Below are 19,486 nucleotides of genomic sequence, written 5' to 3' on the forward strand. Positions count from 1 at the left end.
ATACTCCGGCACACCAACTTAAAATTCGGCAACCACTTTGACCGAATCATTGGCCTCACTACTATCAATATAGCCAATAATATTGGGGTTTGAAGAAACAAGTTTAATCATTTCTGCCCCACTAGTGACTTCTTTGGGCGGTGTTCCTTTACCGGTAAATACTTTTTGTGACCAATAGGATTTGAGTTGACTCGATGATTTACCTAAGACTTTTGAGTCAAAGGTTTCCCTTAATGGTACGGCACTGTCCAAATTCACTGGAACAGCGGAGGCACCGTTAGGAAAGGTTTTTGTTTTTCCTAGATAAATGTTTTCTATCGCTTTTTGATCAATAGTATCGCCATTGCTCGGATGAACAATTACCACCACGCCTGCCCAAATGGGCATTGATACTAAGCTAAGTAGGATTGAGCAAAGTAATTTTTTCATGTCTCTCTCCTAAAATACCAAGTCAACGCCGAGGCTGATGGATTGCGAGTCTCCCGCGACCTTCATGCCTGGGCCGCCTTCATCTTTTACATCATCGTATTGAATTTTAAAGGCTGCTGAGGGATGGAAATCCCAGCGAATTCCCGCAGATGTAGTGTGATGAACTTCCCCACCTTCACCATCATCAAAGTCAGAATACGAGACGAAAGGCATAACTGAATTAATGCGGTATCCCAATGTGACCAGATAAGTATCTAGATTACTACCATCGAGATCTAAGCGATTCAGCTCAGATAAAAATAAGAAATTGTTATAGTCAATATTTACAGATAGGCCGTAAAATTTGCCTGTTCTTTGTTTATTGCCGTTCCATTCTTGTTGTACGCCACCAATATAACGTTCATTGGTATATTGCATATGGGTTAAACGAATATCTAACCAATCACGGTTAAATTGTACTACGATGCCGCCAATATCTTTCCAAACTTCACGGGTGTTCTCTAGGAAGAAGAAATCAGAAAGTAATTTATTGGGGTCACTATCTTCACTGCCGTAATAGACCTGTCCTGACATAGTCCATTCACCCATTAAATAGTTATATAACGCGCTAACACCCGTGTAGTTAAAGACTTGCCATGTGTAGTTATCTGCTGGTGGACGGATCCAAGGATAAGCATATCCCACGTCGAAAAAGTCACTGTAATAATAGAGTGGCAGTCTTTTTTTACCGCCTTGTACCGTCCAGTGTTCATTTAATTCGTAGGATAAATAGGCCCACTCAAAATCGGCTGAAAAGTCATCGGCACCTCGGGAAACCACCTGTGCAGTGGCGGATAATCCTTCAAGTAAATCGGCTGAAAATTGAATACCAAAAAGTGTGTCGGGTTTAAAGCTGATATCTTCATCGTATGCGCCCACGAGTGGATAATCAGCTAGGAAGGTTGGACCAAGGTCAAACTTTGCAACGCCAGTGCCATCTATTACTCTACCCGCAACCACTGAGGCAAAACCTGAAATATTCACTTCGGCTTGGGCACTGGTGGCAAGTAAGAGAGAACAGAGACTGAATAACAGTTTATGTTTCATAGATAAACCTACTTTTGTAAGGTATGTGCATTTTTAAGCCTAGAATGAATGTGGTTTTTTACCATTATTTTTGGAACAATTTTGCAACAATTACGTCTAAGTTTCATTTTCCGACAGAGCTTCAGGGCTTTTTTACTTTTATTTTGATTTATTTGGTGTTTAGTCATTTTGACCATGCATCAGTTAAGAGGCTGTCGAGCCAAACATGTATAAGTAATGTGTGACAACGTTTTTAAGAGTACTGAATTGACCGACCGCTAAACTCAATACCTTTGCGACAAAATGTCCCACTTATCTTAACTGTTCTTGCATTTATGTGCTCTTTAAGGGGTTTTTGGTACATCGATCCCATTCCCATCCACGACACTATTGAGGTGCAGATGGGACTTTCTATAATCGCTATCAAGTACTTTAGTGGTCTCCTTTTTTCTAATACTTATCAATATAAGGAATGTCTAATGCAAAGGCGTGATTTTTTGAAAGGTGCAGCAATTCTCTCGGCAGCGGGAACCGTGATGCCAGTGTTGGCGGCGTCGACCCAAGGTTCAATGGTCGATAAAGCCTGCGGCCGTCGCCGTTTTACCTTAACCAATACCTATCAATTAGTCGCGCCAGAAGGGTCATCCGGTGTGGTGAAGTTATGGGTGCCGCTACCCGAAAACACGGCCTTTCAACAGGTTGAAAAACTTAACTTTAGCGGCACTTATCAAGATGCTTATATCAGTGCTAATAACCATTATGGCGCCAAAACTCTGTTTGCCACTTGGCCCGATGCTAAAGGTAAAATGACCTTAACATTAGAATTAGTGATAGAAACCCAAGATTGGGAACCCCTTAAAAGCGGCGAGTTAAGCCATTATCGCGCGCCAGTAAAACCTGAGTATCCTGCTGAAGTGGCCATCTACCTTAAGCCAACCAAGCATATGCCAGTGGACGGTATCGTGAAGCAGACCGCCGATAAGATTGTGGGTAAAGAGACCGAACCACTCAAACAAGCACAACTCATTTATAACTGGGTGAGTGCCAATATGTACCGTGATAACAGTGTGATAGGTTGCGGTAATGGTGATGTGGCAGCGATTCTTGAAAGTGGCAAACTCGGTGGAAAATGTACTGATATCAACTCAGTGTTTGTGGCGCTGATGCGCGCAGTGGGTGTGCCTGCCCGTGAGATGTTTGGTATTCGTTTAGGCCAAGCGATCAAGATGGGGAAATACTCTAAAAAAGCCTTTGGCAGTGCTGATGAAAAAGGGGTTGCCGATGTCACTGGTGGCCAACATTGCCGTGCTATGTTCTACCTTGCTGGTTATGGCTGGTTACCCGCCGATCCTGCGGATGTGACTAAAATGCGCCTCACCGAGAATAAAGAACATAACGACCCTGCTGTGCAAGCGGTGAACGACTACCTATTTGGTAACTGGGAAATGAATTGGGTAGGCTTTAACTATGGCCGTGACTTTGACTTATTCCCAGCCGCAGAGCAGACTCCACTCAACAATTTTGGTTACCCTTACGCTGAAGTGGATGGCGACCCTGTCAATTACTATGAGCCAAAAGTATTTGCCTATGACTACCAGTCAAGCGAACAGCGTTAAACAGCTGTTAGCCACCATGACCGCCGCAGTGATTGCGGCGATCGCCTCCAGCCTTTGTTGTATTGCGCCCTTAATCTATTTAGTGTTTGGCGTCTCTGCCGCGGGGCTGTCGGGGTTATCGAGTTTAGGTTGGTTACAAGTGCCTATGTTGATCCTGTCAACCGGGCTTATCTTGTTTGGGTTTTGGCGTTTGTACTTTGCTAAAAAGCCGCTTTGTACCGGCAAGTTTAGCCGAGGACAAATGTTGCTCATTTACTGGCTTAGCGTGCCGATTGTGTTGGCCTTTCAGCTGTATCCCTTTGTTTTACCTTGGTTGCTTGAGGTGTTTGAATGAAGCCACGATCACGTATCACAGAATTTACCACACGATTAACCACACTATCGACCCTATTAGCCATCACATCATTAGGATTTACGCCCTCCACTTGGGCAGACAATCTGTTGGTCACACTCGATGTTAAAGGCATGACTTGCCCATTATGCGTTACCGTCGTCAATCAAGCCCTGCGCAAAACCGATGGCGTGATTAAGGCCAAAGCCAATTTGAAAACTGAGCAAGCGGTAGTGACAGTCGCTGAGGATTATAACCTCGACAATCTGCTAAAAGCTGTTGATGCCACTGGATACAAAGGCAGCATCAACAAGGTTGAAAAGCAGAGTTGAGAAACTTTTAGCCGTTCGAGTGAGTCGTTAGAGCAGGCTAATCTTGGCTTTCCAGAACGGCTTTTAAGCGCGCAAAGGTTTTCATTGAGTCAGTGGCTAACATCGTTTGATAGGCTGGATTTTGGGCGTGCAACTCATATTGATTCGGCGCTGTTTTTCTAACAACGCGGAGCAAATATTGGTTATCACCCGTATCTTGCTTTATCTGGTGGTGTTGTGGTTTTTTTAAAACGATTCAGATTGCTCTTGCTACAGTTAATATTAAGTCCATTTTGCGTATTTCCTAATAAGTTAAGTCATTTAAGCGGCTTTATATTAAGGCGCACAGCTTGGGTTGACGAGTTTTATTAGGGATTGCAGATGTTAACTATCGTGCTAGCGGGGAATGGCAAGGGGTTAACAGTTGAGTGTTAACCCCTTTTTTTGAAGCGTTTTACTTCGGTTTTTTAAATCATTTTTTGAAGAAGGCTTCGTTGGTGCCGTATGGGCCTAAATCTAAGTCGCGTTTGCGGATGGCATCTACACGGTCGAAGGCTTCTTCGGCCACGCGTAGGTTTTTCACATCTTTACGCCAGTAGTATTTAAATCCATCAAAGTGGGCGTTGTTTGGATACCAGTAAAACACACCTAAACCTTCTTTATTGAGGATTGGGGTGTTGTGAATATGGGCACCAGGAATATAGAAGTACTGACCTTTTGCTAAGGTTTCAAATTTATTGTTTGCCAGTGTTTTACTGGTGCCGTTGACCACGTAGTAACACTCTGGTTGACCATGGAAATGTGGCTCATGGTCGGATTTCAAACCATTGGTGATACCGATAACCATTGGGCTGTCTGAGAGTTCTTTCCAGATATAACCCACTGGTGAGTTTTTAGGATCGCAGTTTTTGGCTTCGAGTACGTTACCGTGGTCATCCAAGGTTTTACAAAAACGTTGGTCTGCAGCAATGCTGTCATTGGGTTTGATGGTGTTAAAGTCGATTTTGCCTGCTTCCCAATCGGCAATGTAGGCTTCGATTTCTGGGTTGCTGCACTGCTCTGGCATGGTGTTTTGCGGCACATAGGGCGTGCTGTCGTACGGCACTGGCGTCATTTGTTGATAGGGCAGTTGCGCATGGTTACATTGTGGGCCTTGAGCCATAACCGCTGTAGACGTTAGTGCGGCTAATCCGAAAAGCATTTTTAATTTCATCATTCCAATCCTATTTTTACATCGCTTAATGGCGATATTGTGTTGGTTATTTTGTTACGTGACTAACAATAAAGTGATTGGTTGATGGTAAAGGTGAATTGGATCACGGCATATTTTGAGTGGCAAACTTATTCGTGACTCTACTCGCGAATAATCTTACCGTCTGAGCCGCTTTACAGCTGCAATTGCATGCTGAGCTGGGCATAGTTGGCCATTCCCTGCTGCGCATAGGGATGGGCTGAGCTGTTGTTATCCTCAATTTGATAGCGGCCCACTTCAATACCTAGGGTGAGTGCTTGGGTTAAATTGGTAAACAGATTCACACCAACGTGGCTGCGATCCGTTTGTTCTCTCTCAGTGCTTGTGTGTCCAAAAAAGAGTGTCGAGCGGGTGTAGTCAGTCCAAAAGTGCCTGTAGGCAAACATGGCTGATGTCGAGGTTTCTAATTCTCCTTCAATAATATCGCGCGCAGCGTCGGTGCCGACATAACGACCTAGGTGGCCGTAGTGCAATTGTAGGCGCAGATCATCTTGGCCAAAGGTAAAGAGTTTGGCAGCAAGGGAGAGCCCGCCAGCCCATTGCGAAGTGCCCGCTGGATCTAAATAACGCACTAAGCCTGAGAGAGACACATTGCCCCACTCGCCGGATTGGTTGTAGCGGGCAATCATATCTGGGATGTAGTCATGGCTGGTATCAATCCAGTCAGGTTTGGCTGCTGTAATGCTGGTTAGCCCATCCGTTTGGGCTTGGGTGCCGTAGGTGTAGGGATTTTCGAGGGCGAATTGCCATTGTTCGGTGCTATAGCGGATAAGTGCTTGTCTTACCATGGCTTGTCCAACTAATGGCCCGCCTAAATCGGCTGTTTCGGCAAAGGTACTGGTATTGACTAAGGTTGACCAGGTTTGCCCGGCGGTGATGCCTTGATAACTGATATAGGCATGCCTAAGCCGTGGACTGTAGGAGTTGGAGATAATCGGATTTCCTTGGCTGGAGCCAACAAAATCGATTTCGGCAAAGGCTTTGGCCTCATCGGTGTTGAGTGTCAAATTAAAGCGGCTTTCTTGGGCGCCAAATTGGGTGCGTTTGCTGTGCTCAACAACTTTGCCTCCACCTGTCCAACTGTCTTGAAAGGCTAGATTTCCTTCAACAAAGCGAGTGTTGGCCTTAATAAAGCCGCCTAATTGCACATCGGCGGCATACAGTGAGGATGAACAGATAAAATAAACAGCAAGTGTAGGTAAATATTGTAGTTTCATCGTTCACTCTATAAGAAAAAAGCATAAAAAAAGCCCTAACGAATAGGGCAAAAAAAGGTATAGCAGTCTAAAACGGCAGGGAGGAGGGACGTCCTAAACTGCGCAAATATTAGAAGTAGTAACCAAAGTTGATGTTGATACGTTTATCCCAATCGTTACCGACTTCTGGTAGGCCAACGTGGTCGTTATTGGCGGTCGAGAAGGTCATGTTTTTACCCATGACAAAGTCAATCATGGTGTAAGTTGGGCCAGCAGAAATCGCCATACCGGTGACGTTTTGCATGCTGTTGTCGTAGCTATCGTCATCAACATCAGGCGTCATTAAACCAAAGTCGTTATAAAACTTAATGCTGCCCCAATCTGTGTTAACCGTTTTGGCAATGTTGATGTTATAGGCTTGGCCTTTTGAGGCGATTTCGTACTGCCAGCTCACCACCGATACGCCAATTTTGTTGTCGTCGATAGCATCTGCAGCATTGTATTCATACTGCATGGCTTGCATTTGTAGGTTCCAGCCGTTGTAGCTGCTGTCTACATGCAGTGCGACGGCATAGCGGTCGCCATTATTACCGGTTTTGCTGTTGTAGATTTGGCCGACCTGTACTGAGCCACCAAAAGTGGTTGCGCCACCTTCGTATTCGGCGGTGTAGGTTTGGCGCACGTTGAGTTGGTTGGTTTCTTCGTTGTTGTATTCAGTGCCATTGATGGTGCCGGTATACAAGTCAGTTGAATAACGCTTGTTTTCGGTTGGGCCGTATTCGGCATTTTTATAAAACGCTAAATCCGTGTGCCAGCCGTTTTTCTCATAGGTCGCTTTTAAGCCGATGTCATGGTCATCTTCAAAGCCTAAATAGTAAGGCAGACCAAACCACCAACTGTTAGAGATAAACTCGCGGTTACCAAAGGGCACTTTGTTGATACCAAATTGCAGTTGCCAGTCTGGATCAATGTTGTAGTAGCCATAACCATACTTGATGTAGTTAGTGCCTGAGGTAAAACGGTATTCCGCCGCTAAACCGAAATCGCCTTTTTTACCATCAAATTTAATCGCGGCCATGTCGAAGTTAAAGTCGCCGCCTTTATCCTTCGATTTTTCATCATAATCGCGATAGCCATAGTTAACGCGCACGGCGCCGCCAACATTGATGCCATCTTCTTGCTCTGCGGCAAAGGCGTTAGTTTGAGATAGTGCGATAGCGGTTGCCACCATGGACAACATAAACCGGGTGGATTTTTTCATCATCATTACCTTTCTTAAGTTTTTGTATTATAAAAATTAAATTACATTTCTTTGAACCAAGTGCGGTGACACTCAGCGCACACTGGAGCCTTTTTCTCATGCTCGCTGTGACAGGCTAAGCAGCTGGCGCCTTCGTTGTAGTGCAGTGATTTGTGTGGATGGGCTTCAGGGATGGCAAGCTTGGACTCATCCACCGCAATACTGGTAATTTCGCCATGACATTCAACGCAGGCCGCATCGGTGGCATTTTGTTTACCCGAACCTTGGTGACACCCTTTACAACCATCTTGGTAGATAAATTCGTGGTTGGTTCTGCCTTGGGTGCTGCCTTTCATCTTGACGAGGTCTCCGGCATTGGCTGCGCCAGTGAACAGAGTTGCAACAACGAGTGTGAGTAGTAATGTTTTCATCATGATTTAGGCCTGCATGTCAGATTTGATGGTTTCAGCAACGATAATTCCCATCGTTAAGCACTCTAGACAAGCTGTTGAACTTAAACGGGTTCCACCGTGAGTTCCGCCTGTCGCTTCGCCGACGGCATAGAGCTTTTTGATGGAGGTCAGTGACTGGCTGTGTATGACTCGCGCACCTAAATCGGTTTTTAAGCCGCCCATGCAGTAGTGCACTTTTGGCCAAATACGCGACACAATAAACGGCGGTTTAAGCTCAACTGCCGTATCCATCATGCGGCCAAATAAAGGGTCGATGCGCTGGGGCACTTGCTTGTTGTACTCGGCAACGGTTTGTTTGAGCTGTGCAACTGGAATATTGAATTGCTTAGCTAATTGCTCAAGGCTATCTACTTTCCAAGCGATTTGGTCACGCACTGCGCGGGTCACTTCTTCTGCACCAACATGATCGTCATGGTTAAAAAACACCACGGGATAGGCGGGTGAGCCATCTGGATGACGGTTTTTCATAATGGCATCGGAGCAGGTTTTTCTATCGGCGCGTTCATTCATAAAACGCTTACCGTCTAACACATTGACTGAAATTCCTTTATGGAAACCAATCGAGAGCAGAGCATTTGACCAGCCAAAGCCGCCTTCATCGGGCGAGCCCCAGTGACCTGTTTGAATAAAGCTCATATGAACCGGAAAAGCACCGTGGGCCATAGCCGTTAGCGTGACTTCGCCAGTTGCGCCGAGTGCATTGGTACAATCTAAGGTTTTATCTAATGCAGGGTCGACCAGTTCACGTAGTACTAAGTTACGTGAGAAACCACCGTGGGCAAGGATAACGGCCTTATTGGCTTTGATGTAGATCGTTTTACCGGTTTTGAGATCCGGAAAGCGATAATTTTGACGCACTTTCAAGCCAACAATCTCTTGGCCATCCATGATGAAGTCTTCAACATAGTGTTGTAAACGGTATTCAACGCCTTCTTTTTTACCTGCTTCGTACAGTTTAGTGGTGATATCGCCACCGACACCGTGCTGAGTGCGGATAGCACGTGCTTTATTGTGGCCACCCACTTGTTGGTTAAAGCCTTCGCGGAATTTGACGCCAGTGTCGATACACAATTGGTAGGCATCGAGGGCGCGATTGGCAATTTGTCGCAGCATGTCGGTATTTTGCATACCGCGGCCAGAAATGATTTGATCCTTCACCAGCTCTTCGGGCGAGTCATCGTTGATCCCTTGAGCTAATTGAATTGGGTTTTTAGGGATAGCTAACCAGCCACCGTTGATCGCAGAGTTGCCCCCGATCACCTGCATTTTTTCTAATACCAGTATCGAGCCTAGACCTTGACGCTTAGCATTTAGTGCGGATGACAGACCCGCAAAACCCGAACCTACGACAATCACATCGCGAGTTTCATCCCATTTAATGTTTGAGGCGCATTCAGTGGCTGATGCTGCACTTGGTAGTGCCGCTGCGATACCACCGACCGCTGCGCCTGCACCTAGCTTTAAAAAACTTCTTCTATCATGCATTTTTTGTTAACCCTCTATGTCAGTTATCAGCAAGATAGAGGTTATGAACCGCGCCTAAGGAGAAGTGAGTCACGACTTTTTTTCAGTGACAATTTTATTCGTGAGTTATCTCGTGAATATCTTTTCTTTGAAGTAGATTGCTTTAATAACGAACGAGATGAAGATAATTTAATCTATGAAAGTATGCTGTTGATAAAATGTAAGTTTGAGGTAACTCACAAAGGTTGGTATTTAAGAGGTTTGGATGTGACCTTTATCCCGATTAACTATTTACTGTCTATAAATATTATTTGTTAGCAACACATAATGTACTTTTTACGTATGTTGGAATAAATGAATGAAATGTCCATCTGATTCACTCTCTATTTTACGTTGTAATCAAATATTGGATGCGGCTGAAAGGCTGATTGAATCACAAGGTATTGTATCATTTAAGTTTTCCCAGCTGGCACATGAGGTTGGATGTTCTACAGGTACTTTATATAAGTTTTTTGAACGTAAAGAAGATGTGTTGGTTTGTTTATTTTTAAGAAGTGCAACATCAAATCACTTACCGATATTTATCCATAAGAATCCAGAGTTAACTGCACAAGAGAAAGTGCTTTTACCGATATTATTTACCTTTGAAACCATTAAGCGTAGTAGTAGCTTTTTTACGCTGCGTTCGGTGTCGGTAAATACCATGGTTTGGAAATTGGCGAGTGATGAAAAAGTTGAACGTTTTAAAAAACGTATTAATGCTTTTTGGGGGTGGTTTACAGACTCATTACATTTAGCGGTTGAGAATGGTGAATTAGTCGCCACTCCATTACAAATAAAAGAATTAGTTCAAGGAATTACCTTTTATCTAACGGGAGCTCTGACACAATTTGAAAGTCAATTGATTGCGCCTGAGTTCTTATCTGATCGCCGTGAAACCTGTTATCGACATTTGGCAAACCTGATGGCGCGATACGATTGGAAAACGCCGTTAACCTTTGCGCTGTTTGATTCGTTAGAGGCCAGAACCATCAAGTTTTTTGACCAACATTATCGTGACCATATGACCTGCGCAGCCTGTAGCGCGCTATCAAATACCGACACCAAGGCATTATCTCCCTGTACTCGTCAGTGTGGTTAGGGCGTCCTGCAATTCGGGTTTTATTCCACTCGCAGTGAGCGAGCTTTGTCTCACTGCGACTAAGAATTAGGCTCATTAAATCATAAGCTTAATTTCAAAATTTATGATTGGCTAGCAACCAAGCAAGTTCGGCGGCGTTACTCACCTGCATTTTTTGCATGACTTTTTGCCTATGCAACTCAATGGTTCGCTGCGCGATATCTAGCTCCGCCGCGATGACTTTGTTCATTTTCCCTGCCAGTATGCCTTCCATCACCTGCGTTTCACGCTGGCTGAGGGTGGCGAGTCGATTGGCAATGTCTGATTGCAAATTTTGTTGATGCCATTTTTGCTCAGTATGTTGTTGGGCTTGGGTTAAAAGCTGAAATAGCTTCTCACCATCAACCGGTTTTTCAAGAAAGTTGAGTGCGCCCTGTTGGATGCAGTCTACGGCCATGGCAATGGTGCCGTGACCGGTGAGCATGATGACGCTGATTACACTTTGCACTTGATTTAAATGGCTTAGCAGTGCCACGCCGTCCATACCTGGCATTTTGATGTCGAGCAAAAGTACGGCGGGTTGCTTGATATCAACGCTTTTTAAAAACGTATCCGCAGCGTTAAAGCCTTTGCAGTTAAGCCCCATCCCTTCAAGCATCCAGCTTAACGAATCCAGTACATCTTGATCATCATCTACAAGGTAAAGTGGTGTCATTTGAGCTCTCTTAAGCTGATGGCTGGTTGAGTGGCAGGGTGACTTTTACCGTTAACCCCGGCGCGGCGTGCTGTGCTTCAATTTTGCCTTTGTGTTCCTCAATAATGCGTTTGCAGATAACCATGCCTAGGCCAAGCCCTTGGGGTTTTGATGTTTCAAAGGGAAAGAATAAGCGTTCGAGGGCGTTATCACTCAGGCCGCAACCCGAGTCAGTGATATGAATATAGACGCTTTCGCTTGTGGTACCTGTGTCGATAATCAATGACTTATGGGGGCTGTTTTCCATGGCATCTAGGGCATTGCGTAATAAATTCACCAGCACTTGCTGGAGCAAACTGGCATCGGCAAATACGGGTAAGGTTTGTAAGTTGACTTTAGGGCTGAGTTTGAGCCGCTGAAATTCAGGTTGCATCAAGGTCAAGGTTTCTTCTATCACGGCGCGTAAATCACAGGACTGGTAATCACTGGTTTGTTGGCAAAATGTGCGCAGACGATGGATCGTGGTTTGGGCTCTATCGACTTGGTTGATGACCTTATTGAGCGCGGTAGCAAGTTCGGTTTGGGTGCTATCTAGCCGATATAAACAGCCTTGGGTGAGATAGCGAATACCGGCCAAGGGTTGTTTAAGCTCGTGGGCAATGCCTGAAGCCATTTCGCCCGTCAGCAGTACCCGTTGGGCGCGATAAAACTGTTGTTGTTGCTCGAGTAAGATTTTTTGGGTGTGCTGATGATGGGCTATTTCGGCAGATAAGGCTTGGGTGCGTTTGACCACTAAACGTTTAACCCTTAAGTGGTGAATATAGCCGAGTAGCAAGGCAAAAATGAAGCTTGCACCCCAAGGTAAGGCATTGTGCAGTAATCGCTGCCAGTTAGTGACAAATGGCCATTGCTCTAATTGTTTTAACAGTTCAAATACCGGGCTATCGTCCACGGGAGCCGACCAATATTGATATCTTCCTTGCACCGCCGCTTGGCTCTCTGGGGATATTTGCAACAGGCTGGTGACCACTTTGGTAGCAAGTTTATGATCCGTATGGCCTAATTTGGTTAAGGCGTAGCCGGGATACAACTGGGTGGACACTTCGCAGGCAAAATCAGGATGCGGTTGCTTAAGGACCACTTTTAATTTATTTGCTGGAATGAGTCCTCGCTCTTGTGCATTTTCCAATACGCAGCTAGGTAATATCGCAACATCAGCCTCACCCGATAACAGCATTTGCAATAGTTTTTGCTGTGGAAAACCAATAAAGCGCAGCTGGGGAATATCGCGGTAGGCATTGATGCCTTTGGTTGCCATAGTCGCTGCAAAAATTTGAAATCCGCCAAAGGCTTGTGGGTCGCTTGATACTAACTTTTCATCTTTAAGTTGTGCCCATTGGCTCAGGTTGTTGTCAATTCGCGTGACGATGGCAGAGCCGATGCTCTGTTCGGGTGAATGCACTCGGTTATGGACTAGGGTGAGTAAGTGACTGGTACCATAGTTTTTTTTAAATGCGACCGTGGTGAGGGCATTGCCAATTAAAAAGTCGATACGTTGCTTAGCGAGTGCTTCATCTAATTGGGTTGGCGTTAATGGCATGAGTTGTACCGGACGATGCAACTGCTGGCTCAGCCAATCAGCGGTAGGCTGCCAATTGGCCATGACTTCATCGGGTTCATTAAACGCCATTATGCCTATTCGCACCGGATCATTTGTAAGGCTATCGGCGGCAATGGCAGGTAGCTTAAAGCCGATAAAAAGGGCCAGGATAAACATTAATCGAGAGAATAATTGATACATGATTTAAACCTGGCTGGGCGATTTCATTTAGTGGTTAACACAACACGACGTTACAGCATCGCTGTAAAATAGGCTGCGCTATGCTGAGCTGATGGCCAAAAATAGTGGCTATATTATGCCTATTAGTGATTGCTGATGTATTGAGCCGCTTCACACATTAGCCTAAGGGGTGAGTTTAGCGCGATATTGTTCAAATTGTGGGGTGGCGATTTTGGTGCCTTGTTCATCCAGAAACCATACCGCTTCAATATCGCCAATACGCTTTATTAAGGCTTGCGCTTCAGGCATCGGTAATAAAAACAAACTGGTTGAAATCACATCCGCAAGAATGGGTTTATTCTTCATAATAACCGATACTGAGATACCTTCATTTTTCGGATAGAGTGTCGTTGGATCAATAATGTGATGATACTCTTGACCATTCACAGTGTAATAATTGAGATAATTCCCACTCGATACAATGGTTATATCTTCACCTTGAATGATTTCATGGTAAATATCACCGCTATTAATCTCGATATTATCTTTATTTTCTAGTTGATATTTGCGGATTAATGGATTTTCGATTGCTGTAATAAATTGGCGGCCATCTGGGTGGGTGCCAAAATGGCGAATATTTCCACCGGCATTAATCATAAAGGCAGTAATACTATCGGCTCTTAATTGGTCATACACTTTTTCAACCATCCAACCTTTGGCTATACCGCCTAAATCCAGCTTCATTCCTGATTTCATTTGAATGGTATTATTGTTCACATCGAGTTTTATCTGTTTTATATCAATGTTTTTTGCTGCGTTGGCTAACTCGATATCACTGGGTAGTTCGCATGTGCCGCCCTGTTGGCAACGTTTTCGATAGCTTCGCCAAACTTCTAACACGGGGGCTAAAGCAACGTTAAATCTGCCTTGGGTAATGCCATGCCATTCAATACTCGTTGCTAATAATTCGGTGAGTTTTACATCGATATGGTGTAATTTTTCAGGATTGTTATTGATAGTCTGGATATTGGTGTAGCCAGGGTAAGTGCTAAAATTTGATGCTAAATAATGATATTCCTGCACTACATTAAGTGCATGGCATAATGCTGAGTAGGCTTTGTTTTTGTCTGCCTCATAAATATCAATGGTAATGGAAGTGCCAAAATATTTTAACGTATTCATACTGCCTTTTCCGTGCTCATAATTAAATGTTGCATTGGTATTGCAGTCGAATGGTGAAAAAGTCGCATTTGCCATTGTTGGCGTAAAAAAGAGATAAATTAATACAGTAAAAGATAATAAATATTTCATACATCCCCCATCTTGATGACGATTAAATTAGTAGCATGAATTTCAGTTGATGACAGTAATCAATCAGCAAAGTGTTAGCTAACTCAACTATTTTGAATTGAGGTTGGCATATTGCGGTTATCCGCAATTGTCGAATTCTTTCCGAGGTCTATGCTGGCGGCAAGTTCATTAGTTGAAGAGCGTTATATGATGAAAACTGAATTACATTTCAAAAAAAGTTTGCTGGTTAGTGCGGTTGCATTCGCAACATTTGCCTTAGCAGGTTGTGCTAATACTGCACCGCAGGGGAAATATATTGATGGCGTCCATCATGTCAGTGGTAAGGGTAAAAAGAGCGACATCACCCTTGAAGTTAAGGTTGAGCAGGGGAATATCACTCAGGTAAAAACTCTGTCACATAAAGAAACCGAGTCACTGTACCTTAATGCTGAGCGTTTGCTACCCGAGATTGTGAGCCGTAATGGTCATGAGGGGATTGATGCCATCTCAGGCGCAACCTACTCATCCAATGGTATTTTAAAAGCAATCAATGATTTACCTCGTGTAGATGGCAGTAAGCCTGAATATCAAAGCGTGGGTGCTCGCAGTCAAACAGGGGATGATGATTTTAAACTGAAATGGTCTATCCAACCGCGTTTAGGCTTAGTGAAAGGTGATTACTACTTTGAAGAAGCCCGTTTCCGTCAAGGGCATATGGGTAGCATGTTGGTGGTAGTGGATTCAAACAACCTTCAGGATGTGATCCTGGCCGAGTTTAATGAGAGTGGGCGTCCGAATTACTACACCCGCCTTTACCAAAATGTGCCTAAGCGTATGTCTGAATACAATTTTTCTATGGGCAAAAAGAAAGGTACCGCATGGGTACAATCCGCATTAACCATGGAAAAGTTAATGATGGAAAAAGACCAACTTACCTTTGAGTTAAATCCTCACTACGATCCTAAGTTAGGCAACCAGCTCAGCGAGCCTAACCGATTAAAATATAAAGGTATTGATATTGTTGCTGGCGCCTCAAACAGCATTCAGCAATCGATGATCCCCTTGACCGCTAAGATCCATAGTCGGATTCAAGCAGGAGCGAGTGATGCGCTTTTTTATCAGCAAGCCGAAAAATTGCTCGATGAAAAAGGTCGCTGGACAGGCGTTACCGCGATGTTGCGGTTAGTGGTTGATAAAAATAGCCACAAAATTACCCATGCCCATTACGATGAAATCTTTGCTGACGAGAAGAAAGATATCCAAGACGCCTCATTGAAAGCATTTTATCGCCAATCCAAATATGACTCGATTAATTATGTTGAACCCGCGCGTATCGGATTTAACGTGATGATTGATGCCTTATCTTCGCATCTGAAAGAGGGTGGTTCGCTGTTCAATATTAATGATTTACCAGCAGCAGGTGATACCGGTAGTTACGCCCAAACCGGCTTTACTAAGCGTTCAGATGCCTGGGACAACTATCTGCGACTCGCTGATGTGTTGTACAAGCAAATGCGTGCCGATGGCGTGATTAATGAACATGCCTTACCTGCTCAGTAATATTGGATACTTAACATGATGAATAAATCATTTGCTATTTCGATGCTTACCTTGGCGCTATGTGCTACACAGGCCGTGGCCGATGAACATAAGTTTTATGGTCGTATCGATTATTCGGTAACCAATTCCGATAGCGGCAGTGCGACGCATAAAAATAAAAGCGGCACCGTATTAGAAAATAACTTTACGCGCATCGGTATTAAAGGCGCTAGCCAATTAACCGACAGCACCTCACTGTTTTACCAAATTGAGGTTGGCGTAAATGGTGAGAGCCAAGATAGTGGCGATAAACCATTCTCAGCACGTCCAACATTTATTGGTGTGAAGCACAGCACTTATGGTGCCTTAGCGGTTGGACGGATTGATCCGGTATTTAAAATGGCTAAGGGGATGTCTGATGCAATGGACAATTACTCCTTAAAACATGACCGTTTATTTGCCGGTGATAAGCGTTGGGGGGACTCCTTTGAATACAAATCCGCCCATTGGAATAAGTTGCAATTAGGTGTGAGCTATTTATTGGAGGACAATCATTACACTAATAATGATAACCGCCGTGATAATGGTAATTACCAGTTAGCGGTTACCTATGGTGATAAGTTCTTTAAAACGGGCGATGTGTACGCTGCAGTTGCCTACAGTGATGGTGTGGAAGATATTGAAGCTTACCGTGGCGTTGTCCAATATAAGTGGGATAAGTGGCAGTTTGCGACAATGCTACAACATTCAAAATTGGTGAATACCGATAAAACCGATTGGCAACAGCGTGAAGGTGATGGTGTTATCGTTAGTGCCAAATATCAATTAGGCCAATTATCATTAAAGGCCCAATATGGATTTGATAACTCCGGTACCGGATTAATCGCGAATCGTGTTTATGCCAGTAAAAACACCCTAATTGATGAGGTGCCAGAAATCTCTCAGTGGGCGATTGGTGCTGAATATAAATTAAGTAAGTCAACACGGCTACACACCGAAATCGGTCAGTTTGATGTGAAGCAATATGATGATTTTGACGACACCATTATTAGCCTTGGTATGCGTTACGACTTCTAAAATTTATCAATAGTTTGTCACCTTGCTAAGTTATGTACTGTATTTAGCAAGGTGATAATTGTTTAGCTTAGTTGTTATTTTCGCAACATAGTGTTTACTTTGTTGCGCTGGCAGTATTTTTTGCTTTAAACCACTATTTAGTGATATTTTGAGTTCGGTGCTTTTCTAATTATTTAATATTCCCTCCTTCTTCAGCCCTCGAAAGATATAGCATTAAGCGACACGCTAAATAGCCGTTAAGCCTGCATAGAAAAAATACTATGCTAATGACTACTATATAAGTAAAAAATAACCTAATAATTTTCTTTATGTTCCATGAACGGGCATAATGCGGCGTTTAATTATTTAGTTACAAGGAATAACCATGAAGTATTTGGTTAGCGTAGTGAGCTGTTTTCTATTATCGGCCTGCTCTTTTGGGGATGCTGATGTGGAGTTTAATCCTAAAAAAGGTGAAGAGCGTGCATATCAAGTGTATAGCTCCACCAAGATTACAGTCGATACGGATAGTCGTACCGAAACAGTGAATACCACATCCCATCAATTATTGCGTTATAAGGTTCTCGATACGGGCACAAATAGTCGGTTTGAAGTGCATGTCGATTATATGAAAATGCGTGATGGTCAAGGGAGTGGCGTGAGCAGCGGTGAACGGGCTGAACGGAACCCTGAAATGCACGCTATTTTTTCACAGGGTTTTGAATTTACATTAAATTTAGACGATGGCAGCGTTAAAGCATTTAGCGCACTCAACAAGCCTGTATGGCAAGCGCAGTTGGCTGAGCGGGGGCTTGAACTGGAGCAGGAGCTTAAAAAGCTATTTAGTTCATCGGTCTTTCTTAACAGTATACCCGCTAAAGAGGGCGCTATCGTTGCGCTTCCAGCCTATCAAGGCCATGCTAATGCCAAGCTTACCGTGTTAAAAGTCACAGAGACACATGTACTGGCTCAAGTACAAAGTGACGGTGCCCAAGCCAACATTTACGGCCAACTGATGCTAGAGCGTGAGCGAGGTTGGCTAGTGCAGATGGCTTTAGTCGCTGAAGCGCCATTTGAGCGTTATGGCTTTAAAGGTGTGATGCGCAGCAATGTGATAATGGTGCCCAGTGAGCGAAAGCTGGGTGACCTGTCGCAACGAGTGGATTTTGATTATGATTTCCCGCCAACAGAGTACCCAAAACAACCTGAATTAGTGCTAGAAGATGCGAATAAAACCTTAGCGGAAGAGGTGGTATTTGCGTTTGATGCAGGTTACTTTGACTTAAGTGATGACCAACTAAGCCTTGCCTATCAGCATGATGTTTCAGGTTTAAAAGCCTCTGGTGATTTTCACTTAACCGATATCACCGCCCACAGTGCCGATGGCAGCGTGCTGCCAATACAACTATTTAAGGTCGGTGGTTACAGTTACCCTGAAAAGGATGGTTTTTATCGTTCCCTTGAGCAACATTTGCTTATCGGCTGGAACGAGCCCTCGACACTGTTTGATCTGGTAGCGGAGTTTCGTGCTAAAGCCCATTATCAAGGGGCGAAACTGGTCAAACTGACCTTGACGCCAGATCCAAGCAAAACGGTGACCTTGCAGTATCAAGATTTACAACTAGAGCTGACCCCCGTTGCCGATAAACCCTTCACTTATCTGCTGACATCGCAGGATGCGACCAATACATCTTGGTTGACTGGCCGATTTGACGGGGGTGAAGGCGCTATGCTGAAGTACCAACCCCCTACTACGACAGGGCCGGATTGGTTAACCCCTGCTGAGCTGAATATGTTGGCGTTAGTCTCATCGGAGCAATATCAATCCACCACCCTGTTTAGCTTTCCTGCTGAGCCGCCGACGCTCACCATTTATGTTAATACTGCTGCGGATAGTCGCGAATTGACTAAAAATGTTCGTTTTATTCCGATGAACGATTACACGCAAAATATCAACTATCCCCCAGTGTATGAGACAACGCTTTACCGTGACGATATGTATGCGCGTTACGATGAGCAACCGCAACCCTCTATTCCCGATGATCCCGCATTACTCGAACCACAAATGCTGGCCAAATACGGCGTTGGTTTACAGTTAACCTCCGAGCAGGCCGCGGTGTGTCGTTTAAGCGTGGTGGATGCGCCACAAGTCGATGGTCACACGTTGCAATGGACATCTATCAAATCTGAAAACAGCTTAGTGGAACAGCTCGATAAGTCCATACAGTATCAACTGACGAGTGCCGATGGCATCCGTCGCAACTTTTATGGTATCCGTGTGGCCAGCACTTTAGCCTGCACTGGTACTCCTCAATGGCAAGCGCTTGCCTATCAACCTAAACAAGGTTGGCTGATTGATATCACCCAACTGCCCAATTTGGATACGACTCAAACGGTGGCCGACTTTATGCGCCGTTATCGTTTTTTAAATGCGCAGAATGTAGCGTTAGCTCCAGCTATTCAAGGTGATGGCAGTGATTTTTATCAGCGCCCATTGCTGCAAGTATTACGTGAGGAGCGCTGGTTTTTGCTGGCAGGGCGAGCTGCCGCGATAGAATATCTGACCATCAGCGGCGACCCAGTGAATAAGCAGTGGGTTACCACCTTCCCAGCATTACCTTAAGGAGCCG

At 44.4% G+C, this 19,486-nt stretch carries 17 protein-coding genes; 7 read left to right on the forward strand and 10 right to left on the reverse strand.

The window, feature by feature from the left end:
- Positions 1-18 precede the first annotated feature (18 nt).
- Together HG547_RS03115 and HG547_RS03120 are read right to left on the reverse strand one after the other, a co-directional pair.
- Complete coding sequence (locus HG547_RS03115; RefSeq protein WP_037425478.1) at positions 19-429, reverse strand: phosphate ABC transporter substrate-binding protein; 411 nt, start codon at positions 427-429, stop codon at positions 19-21.
- A 9-nt stretch (positions 430-438) separates the two neighbouring features.
- Entirely contained in the window at positions 439-1,515 is a 1,077-nt protein-coding gene (locus tag HG547_RS03120) for a porin (protein ID WP_169546980.1), read from the reverse strand.
- A gap of 458 nt (positions 1,516-1,973) precedes the next feature.
- Between HG547_RS03120 and HG547_RS03125 the strand changes: the two genes are divergently transcribed.
- From HG547_RS03125 to HG547_RS03135, 3 genes are read left to right on the forward strand one after another with little or no spacing between them, the layout of a single operon-like run.
- A complete protein-coding gene (locus tag HG547_RS03125) occupies positions 1,974-3,110 on the forward strand; it encodes a transglutaminase domain-containing protein (RefSeq protein ID WP_169546981.1) in 1,137 nt (378 codons plus the stop codon).
- Positions 3,111-3,126: 16 nt separating this feature from the next.
- Complete coding sequence (locus HG547_RS03130) at positions 3,127-3,444, forward strand: mercuric transporter MerT family protein (RefSeq protein ID WP_047540796.1); 318 nt, start codon at positions 3,127-3,129, stop codon at positions 3,442-3,444.
- Complete coding sequence (locus HG547_RS03135) at positions 3,441-3,773, forward strand: heavy metal-associated domain-containing protein (protein WP_051714064.1); 333 nt, start codon at positions 3,441-3,443, stop codon at positions 3,771-3,773. The genes HG547_RS03130 and HG547_RS03135 overlap by 4 nt, the downstream gene beginning before the upstream one ends.
- A 451-nt stretch (positions 3,774-4,224) precedes the next feature.
- Here HG547_RS03135 and HG547_RS03140 read toward each other — a convergent pair whose 3' ends face one another.
- The 5 genes from HG547_RS03140 to HG547_RS03160 all read right to left on the reverse strand — a co-directional run bounded on the left by HG547_RS03140 (position 4,225) and on the right by HG547_RS03160 (position 9,398).
- Complete coding sequence (locus HG547_RS03140) at positions 4,225-4,968, reverse strand: cupin (RefSeq protein ID WP_037425485.1); 744 nt, start codon at positions 4,966-4,968, stop codon at positions 4,225-4,227.
- A gap of 170 nt (positions 4,969-5,138) precedes the next feature.
- On the reverse strand, positions 5,139-6,221 hold the full coding sequence (locus tag HG547_RS03145) for a hypothetical protein (protein WP_088585878.1): 1,083 nt from the start codon (positions 6,219-6,221) through the stop codon (positions 5,139-5,141).
- A gap of 109 nt (positions 6,222-6,330) precedes the next feature.
- Entirely contained in the window at positions 6,331-7,464 is a 1,134-nt protein-coding gene (locus HG547_RS03150) for a membrane protein (protein ID WP_037425559.1), read from the reverse strand.
- Positions 7,465-7,502: 38 nt separating this feature from the next.
- Positions 7,503-7,874 carry a cytochrome c3 family protein gene (locus HG547_RS03155; protein WP_088585877.1) on the reverse strand — a complete coding sequence of 124 codons (372 nt, stop codon included), beginning with the start codon at positions 7,872-7,874 and terminating at the stop codon, positions 7,503-7,505.
- A gap of 3 nt (positions 7,875-7,877) precedes the next feature.
- Complete coding sequence (locus HG547_RS03160) at positions 7,878-9,398, reverse strand: flavocytochrome c (RefSeq protein WP_088585876.1); 1,521 nt, start codon at positions 9,396-9,398, stop codon at positions 7,878-7,880.
- A gap of 337 nt (positions 9,399-9,735) precedes the next feature.
- Here HG547_RS03160 and HG547_RS03165 point away from each other — a divergent pair, with 337 nt between their 5' ends.
- Complete coding sequence (locus HG547_RS03165; RefSeq protein WP_047539632.1) at positions 9,736-10,518, forward strand: TetR/AcrR family transcriptional regulator; 783 nt, start codon at positions 9,736-9,738, stop codon at positions 10,516-10,518.
- A 94-nt stretch (positions 10,519-10,612) separates the two neighbouring features.
- Here HG547_RS03165 and HG547_RS03170 read toward each other — a convergent pair whose 3' ends face one another.
- The 3 genes from HG547_RS03170 to HG547_RS03180 all read right to left on the reverse strand — a co-directional run bounded on the left by HG547_RS03170 (position 10,613) and on the right by HG547_RS03180 (position 14,282).
- Positions 10,613-11,212, reverse strand: a complete 600-nt coding sequence (locus tag HG547_RS03170; protein WP_037425499.1) for a response regulator — start codon at positions 11,210-11,212, stop codon at positions 10,613-10,615.
- Positions 11,213-11,222: 10 nt separating this feature from the next.
- Positions 11,223-12,992, reverse strand: coding sequence for a PhnD/SsuA/transferrin family substrate-binding protein (locus HG547_RS03175; protein WP_169546982.1), 1,770 nt, complete (start codon positions 12,990-12,992; stop codon positions 11,223-11,225).
- Between the two features lie 162 nt (positions 12,993-13,154).
- Positions 13,155-14,282, reverse strand: coding sequence for an FAD:protein FMN transferase (locus HG547_RS03180; RefSeq protein WP_169546983.1), 1,128 nt, complete (start codon positions 14,280-14,282; stop codon positions 13,155-13,157).
- Positions 14,283-14,468: 186 nt separating this feature from the next.
- Here HG547_RS03180 and HG547_RS03185 point away from each other — a divergent pair, with 186 nt between their 5' ends.
- The 3 genes from HG547_RS03185 to HG547_RS03195 all read left to right on the forward strand — a co-directional run bounded on the left by HG547_RS03185 (position 14,469) and on the right by HG547_RS03195 (position 19,479).
- A complete protein-coding gene (locus HG547_RS03185) occupies positions 14,469-15,821 on the forward strand; it encodes an FMN-binding protein (protein ID WP_080612436.1) in 1,353 nt (450 codons plus the stop codon).
- A 15-nt stretch (positions 15,822-15,836) separates the two neighbouring features.
- On the forward strand, positions 15,837-16,877 hold the full coding sequence (locus HG547_RS03190) for a porin (RefSeq protein WP_321163451.1): 1,041 nt from the start codon (positions 15,837-15,839) through the stop codon (positions 16,875-16,877).
- Between the two features lie 364 nt (positions 16,878-17,241).
- Positions 17,242-19,479, forward strand: coding sequence for a hypothetical protein (locus HG547_RS03195; RefSeq protein ID WP_169546984.1), 2,238 nt, complete (start codon positions 17,242-17,244; stop codon positions 19,477-19,479).
- The last annotated feature ends 7 nt before the right edge of the window (positions 19,480-19,486 follow it).

This window comes from Shewanella sp. DNRA4 (assembly GCF_012843185.1).
GTDB classification, from domain to species: Bacteria; Pseudomonadota; Gammaproteobacteria; order Enterobacterales; family Shewanellaceae; genus Shewanella; species Shewanella xiamenensis.

Bases quoted from the DNA above. Each gene is read 5' to 3' on its own strand.
- HG547_RS03115 (WP_037425478.1), bottom strand. From the start codon at position 429: ATGAAAAAATTACTTTGCTCAATCCTACTTAGCTTAGTATCAATGCCC.
- HG547_RS03120 (WP_169546980.1), bottom strand. From the start codon at position 1,515: ATGAAACATAAACTGTTATTCAGTCTCTGTTCTCTCTTACTTGCCACC.
- HG547_RS03125 (WP_169546981.1), top strand. From the start codon at position 1,974: ATGCAAAGGCGTGATTTTTTGAAAGGTGCAGCAATTCTCTCGGCAGCG.
- HG547_RS03130 (WP_047540796.1), top strand. From the start codon at position 3,127: ATGACCGCCGCAGTGATTGCGGCGATCGCCTCCAGCCTTTGTTGTATT.
- HG547_RS03135 (WP_051714064.1), top strand. From the start codon at position 3,441: ATGAAGCCACGATCACGTATCACAGAATTTACCACACGATTAACCACA.
- HG547_RS03140 (WP_037425485.1), bottom strand. From the start codon at position 4,968: ATGATGAAATTAAAAATGCTTTTCGGATTAGCCGCACTAACGTCTACA.
- HG547_RS03145 (WP_088585878.1), bottom strand. From the start codon at position 6,221: ATGAAACTACAATATTTACCTACACTTGCTGTTTATTTTATCTGTTCA.
- HG547_RS03150 (WP_037425559.1), bottom strand. From the start codon at position 7,464: ATGATGAAAAAATCCACCCGGTTTATGTTGTCCATGGTGGCAACCGCT.
- HG547_RS03155 (WP_088585877.1), bottom strand. From the start codon at position 7,874: ATGATGAAAACATTACTACTCACACTCGTTGTTGCAACTCTGTTCACT.
- HG547_RS03160 (WP_088585876.1), bottom strand. From the start codon at position 9,398: ATGCATGATAGAAGAAGTTTTTTAAAGCTAGGTGCAGGCGCAGCGGTC.
- HG547_RS03165 (WP_047539632.1), top strand. From the start codon at position 9,736: ATGAAATGTCCATCTGATTCACTCTCTATTTTACGTTGTAATCAAATA.
- HG547_RS03170 (WP_037425499.1), bottom strand. From the start codon at position 11,212: ATGACACCACTTTACCTTGTAGATGATGATCAAGATGTACTGGATTCG.
- HG547_RS03175 (WP_169546982.1), bottom strand. From the start codon at position 12,992: ATGTATCAATTATTCTCTCGATTAATGTTTATCCTGGCCCTTTTTATC.
- HG547_RS03180 (WP_169546983.1), bottom strand. From the start codon at position 14,282: ATGAAATATTTATTATCTTTTACTGTATTAATTTATCTCTTTTTTACG.
- HG547_RS03185 (WP_080612436.1), top strand. From the start codon at position 14,469: ATGATGAAAACTGAATTACATTTCAAAAAAAGTTTGCTGGTTAGTGCG.
- HG547_RS03190 (WP_321163451.1), top strand. From the start codon at position 15,837: ATGATGAATAAATCATTTGCTATTTCGATGCTTACCTTGGCGCTATGT.
- HG547_RS03195 (WP_169546984.1), top strand. From the start codon at position 17,242: ATGAAGTATTTGGTTAGCGTAGTGAGCTGTTTTCTATTATCGGCCTGC.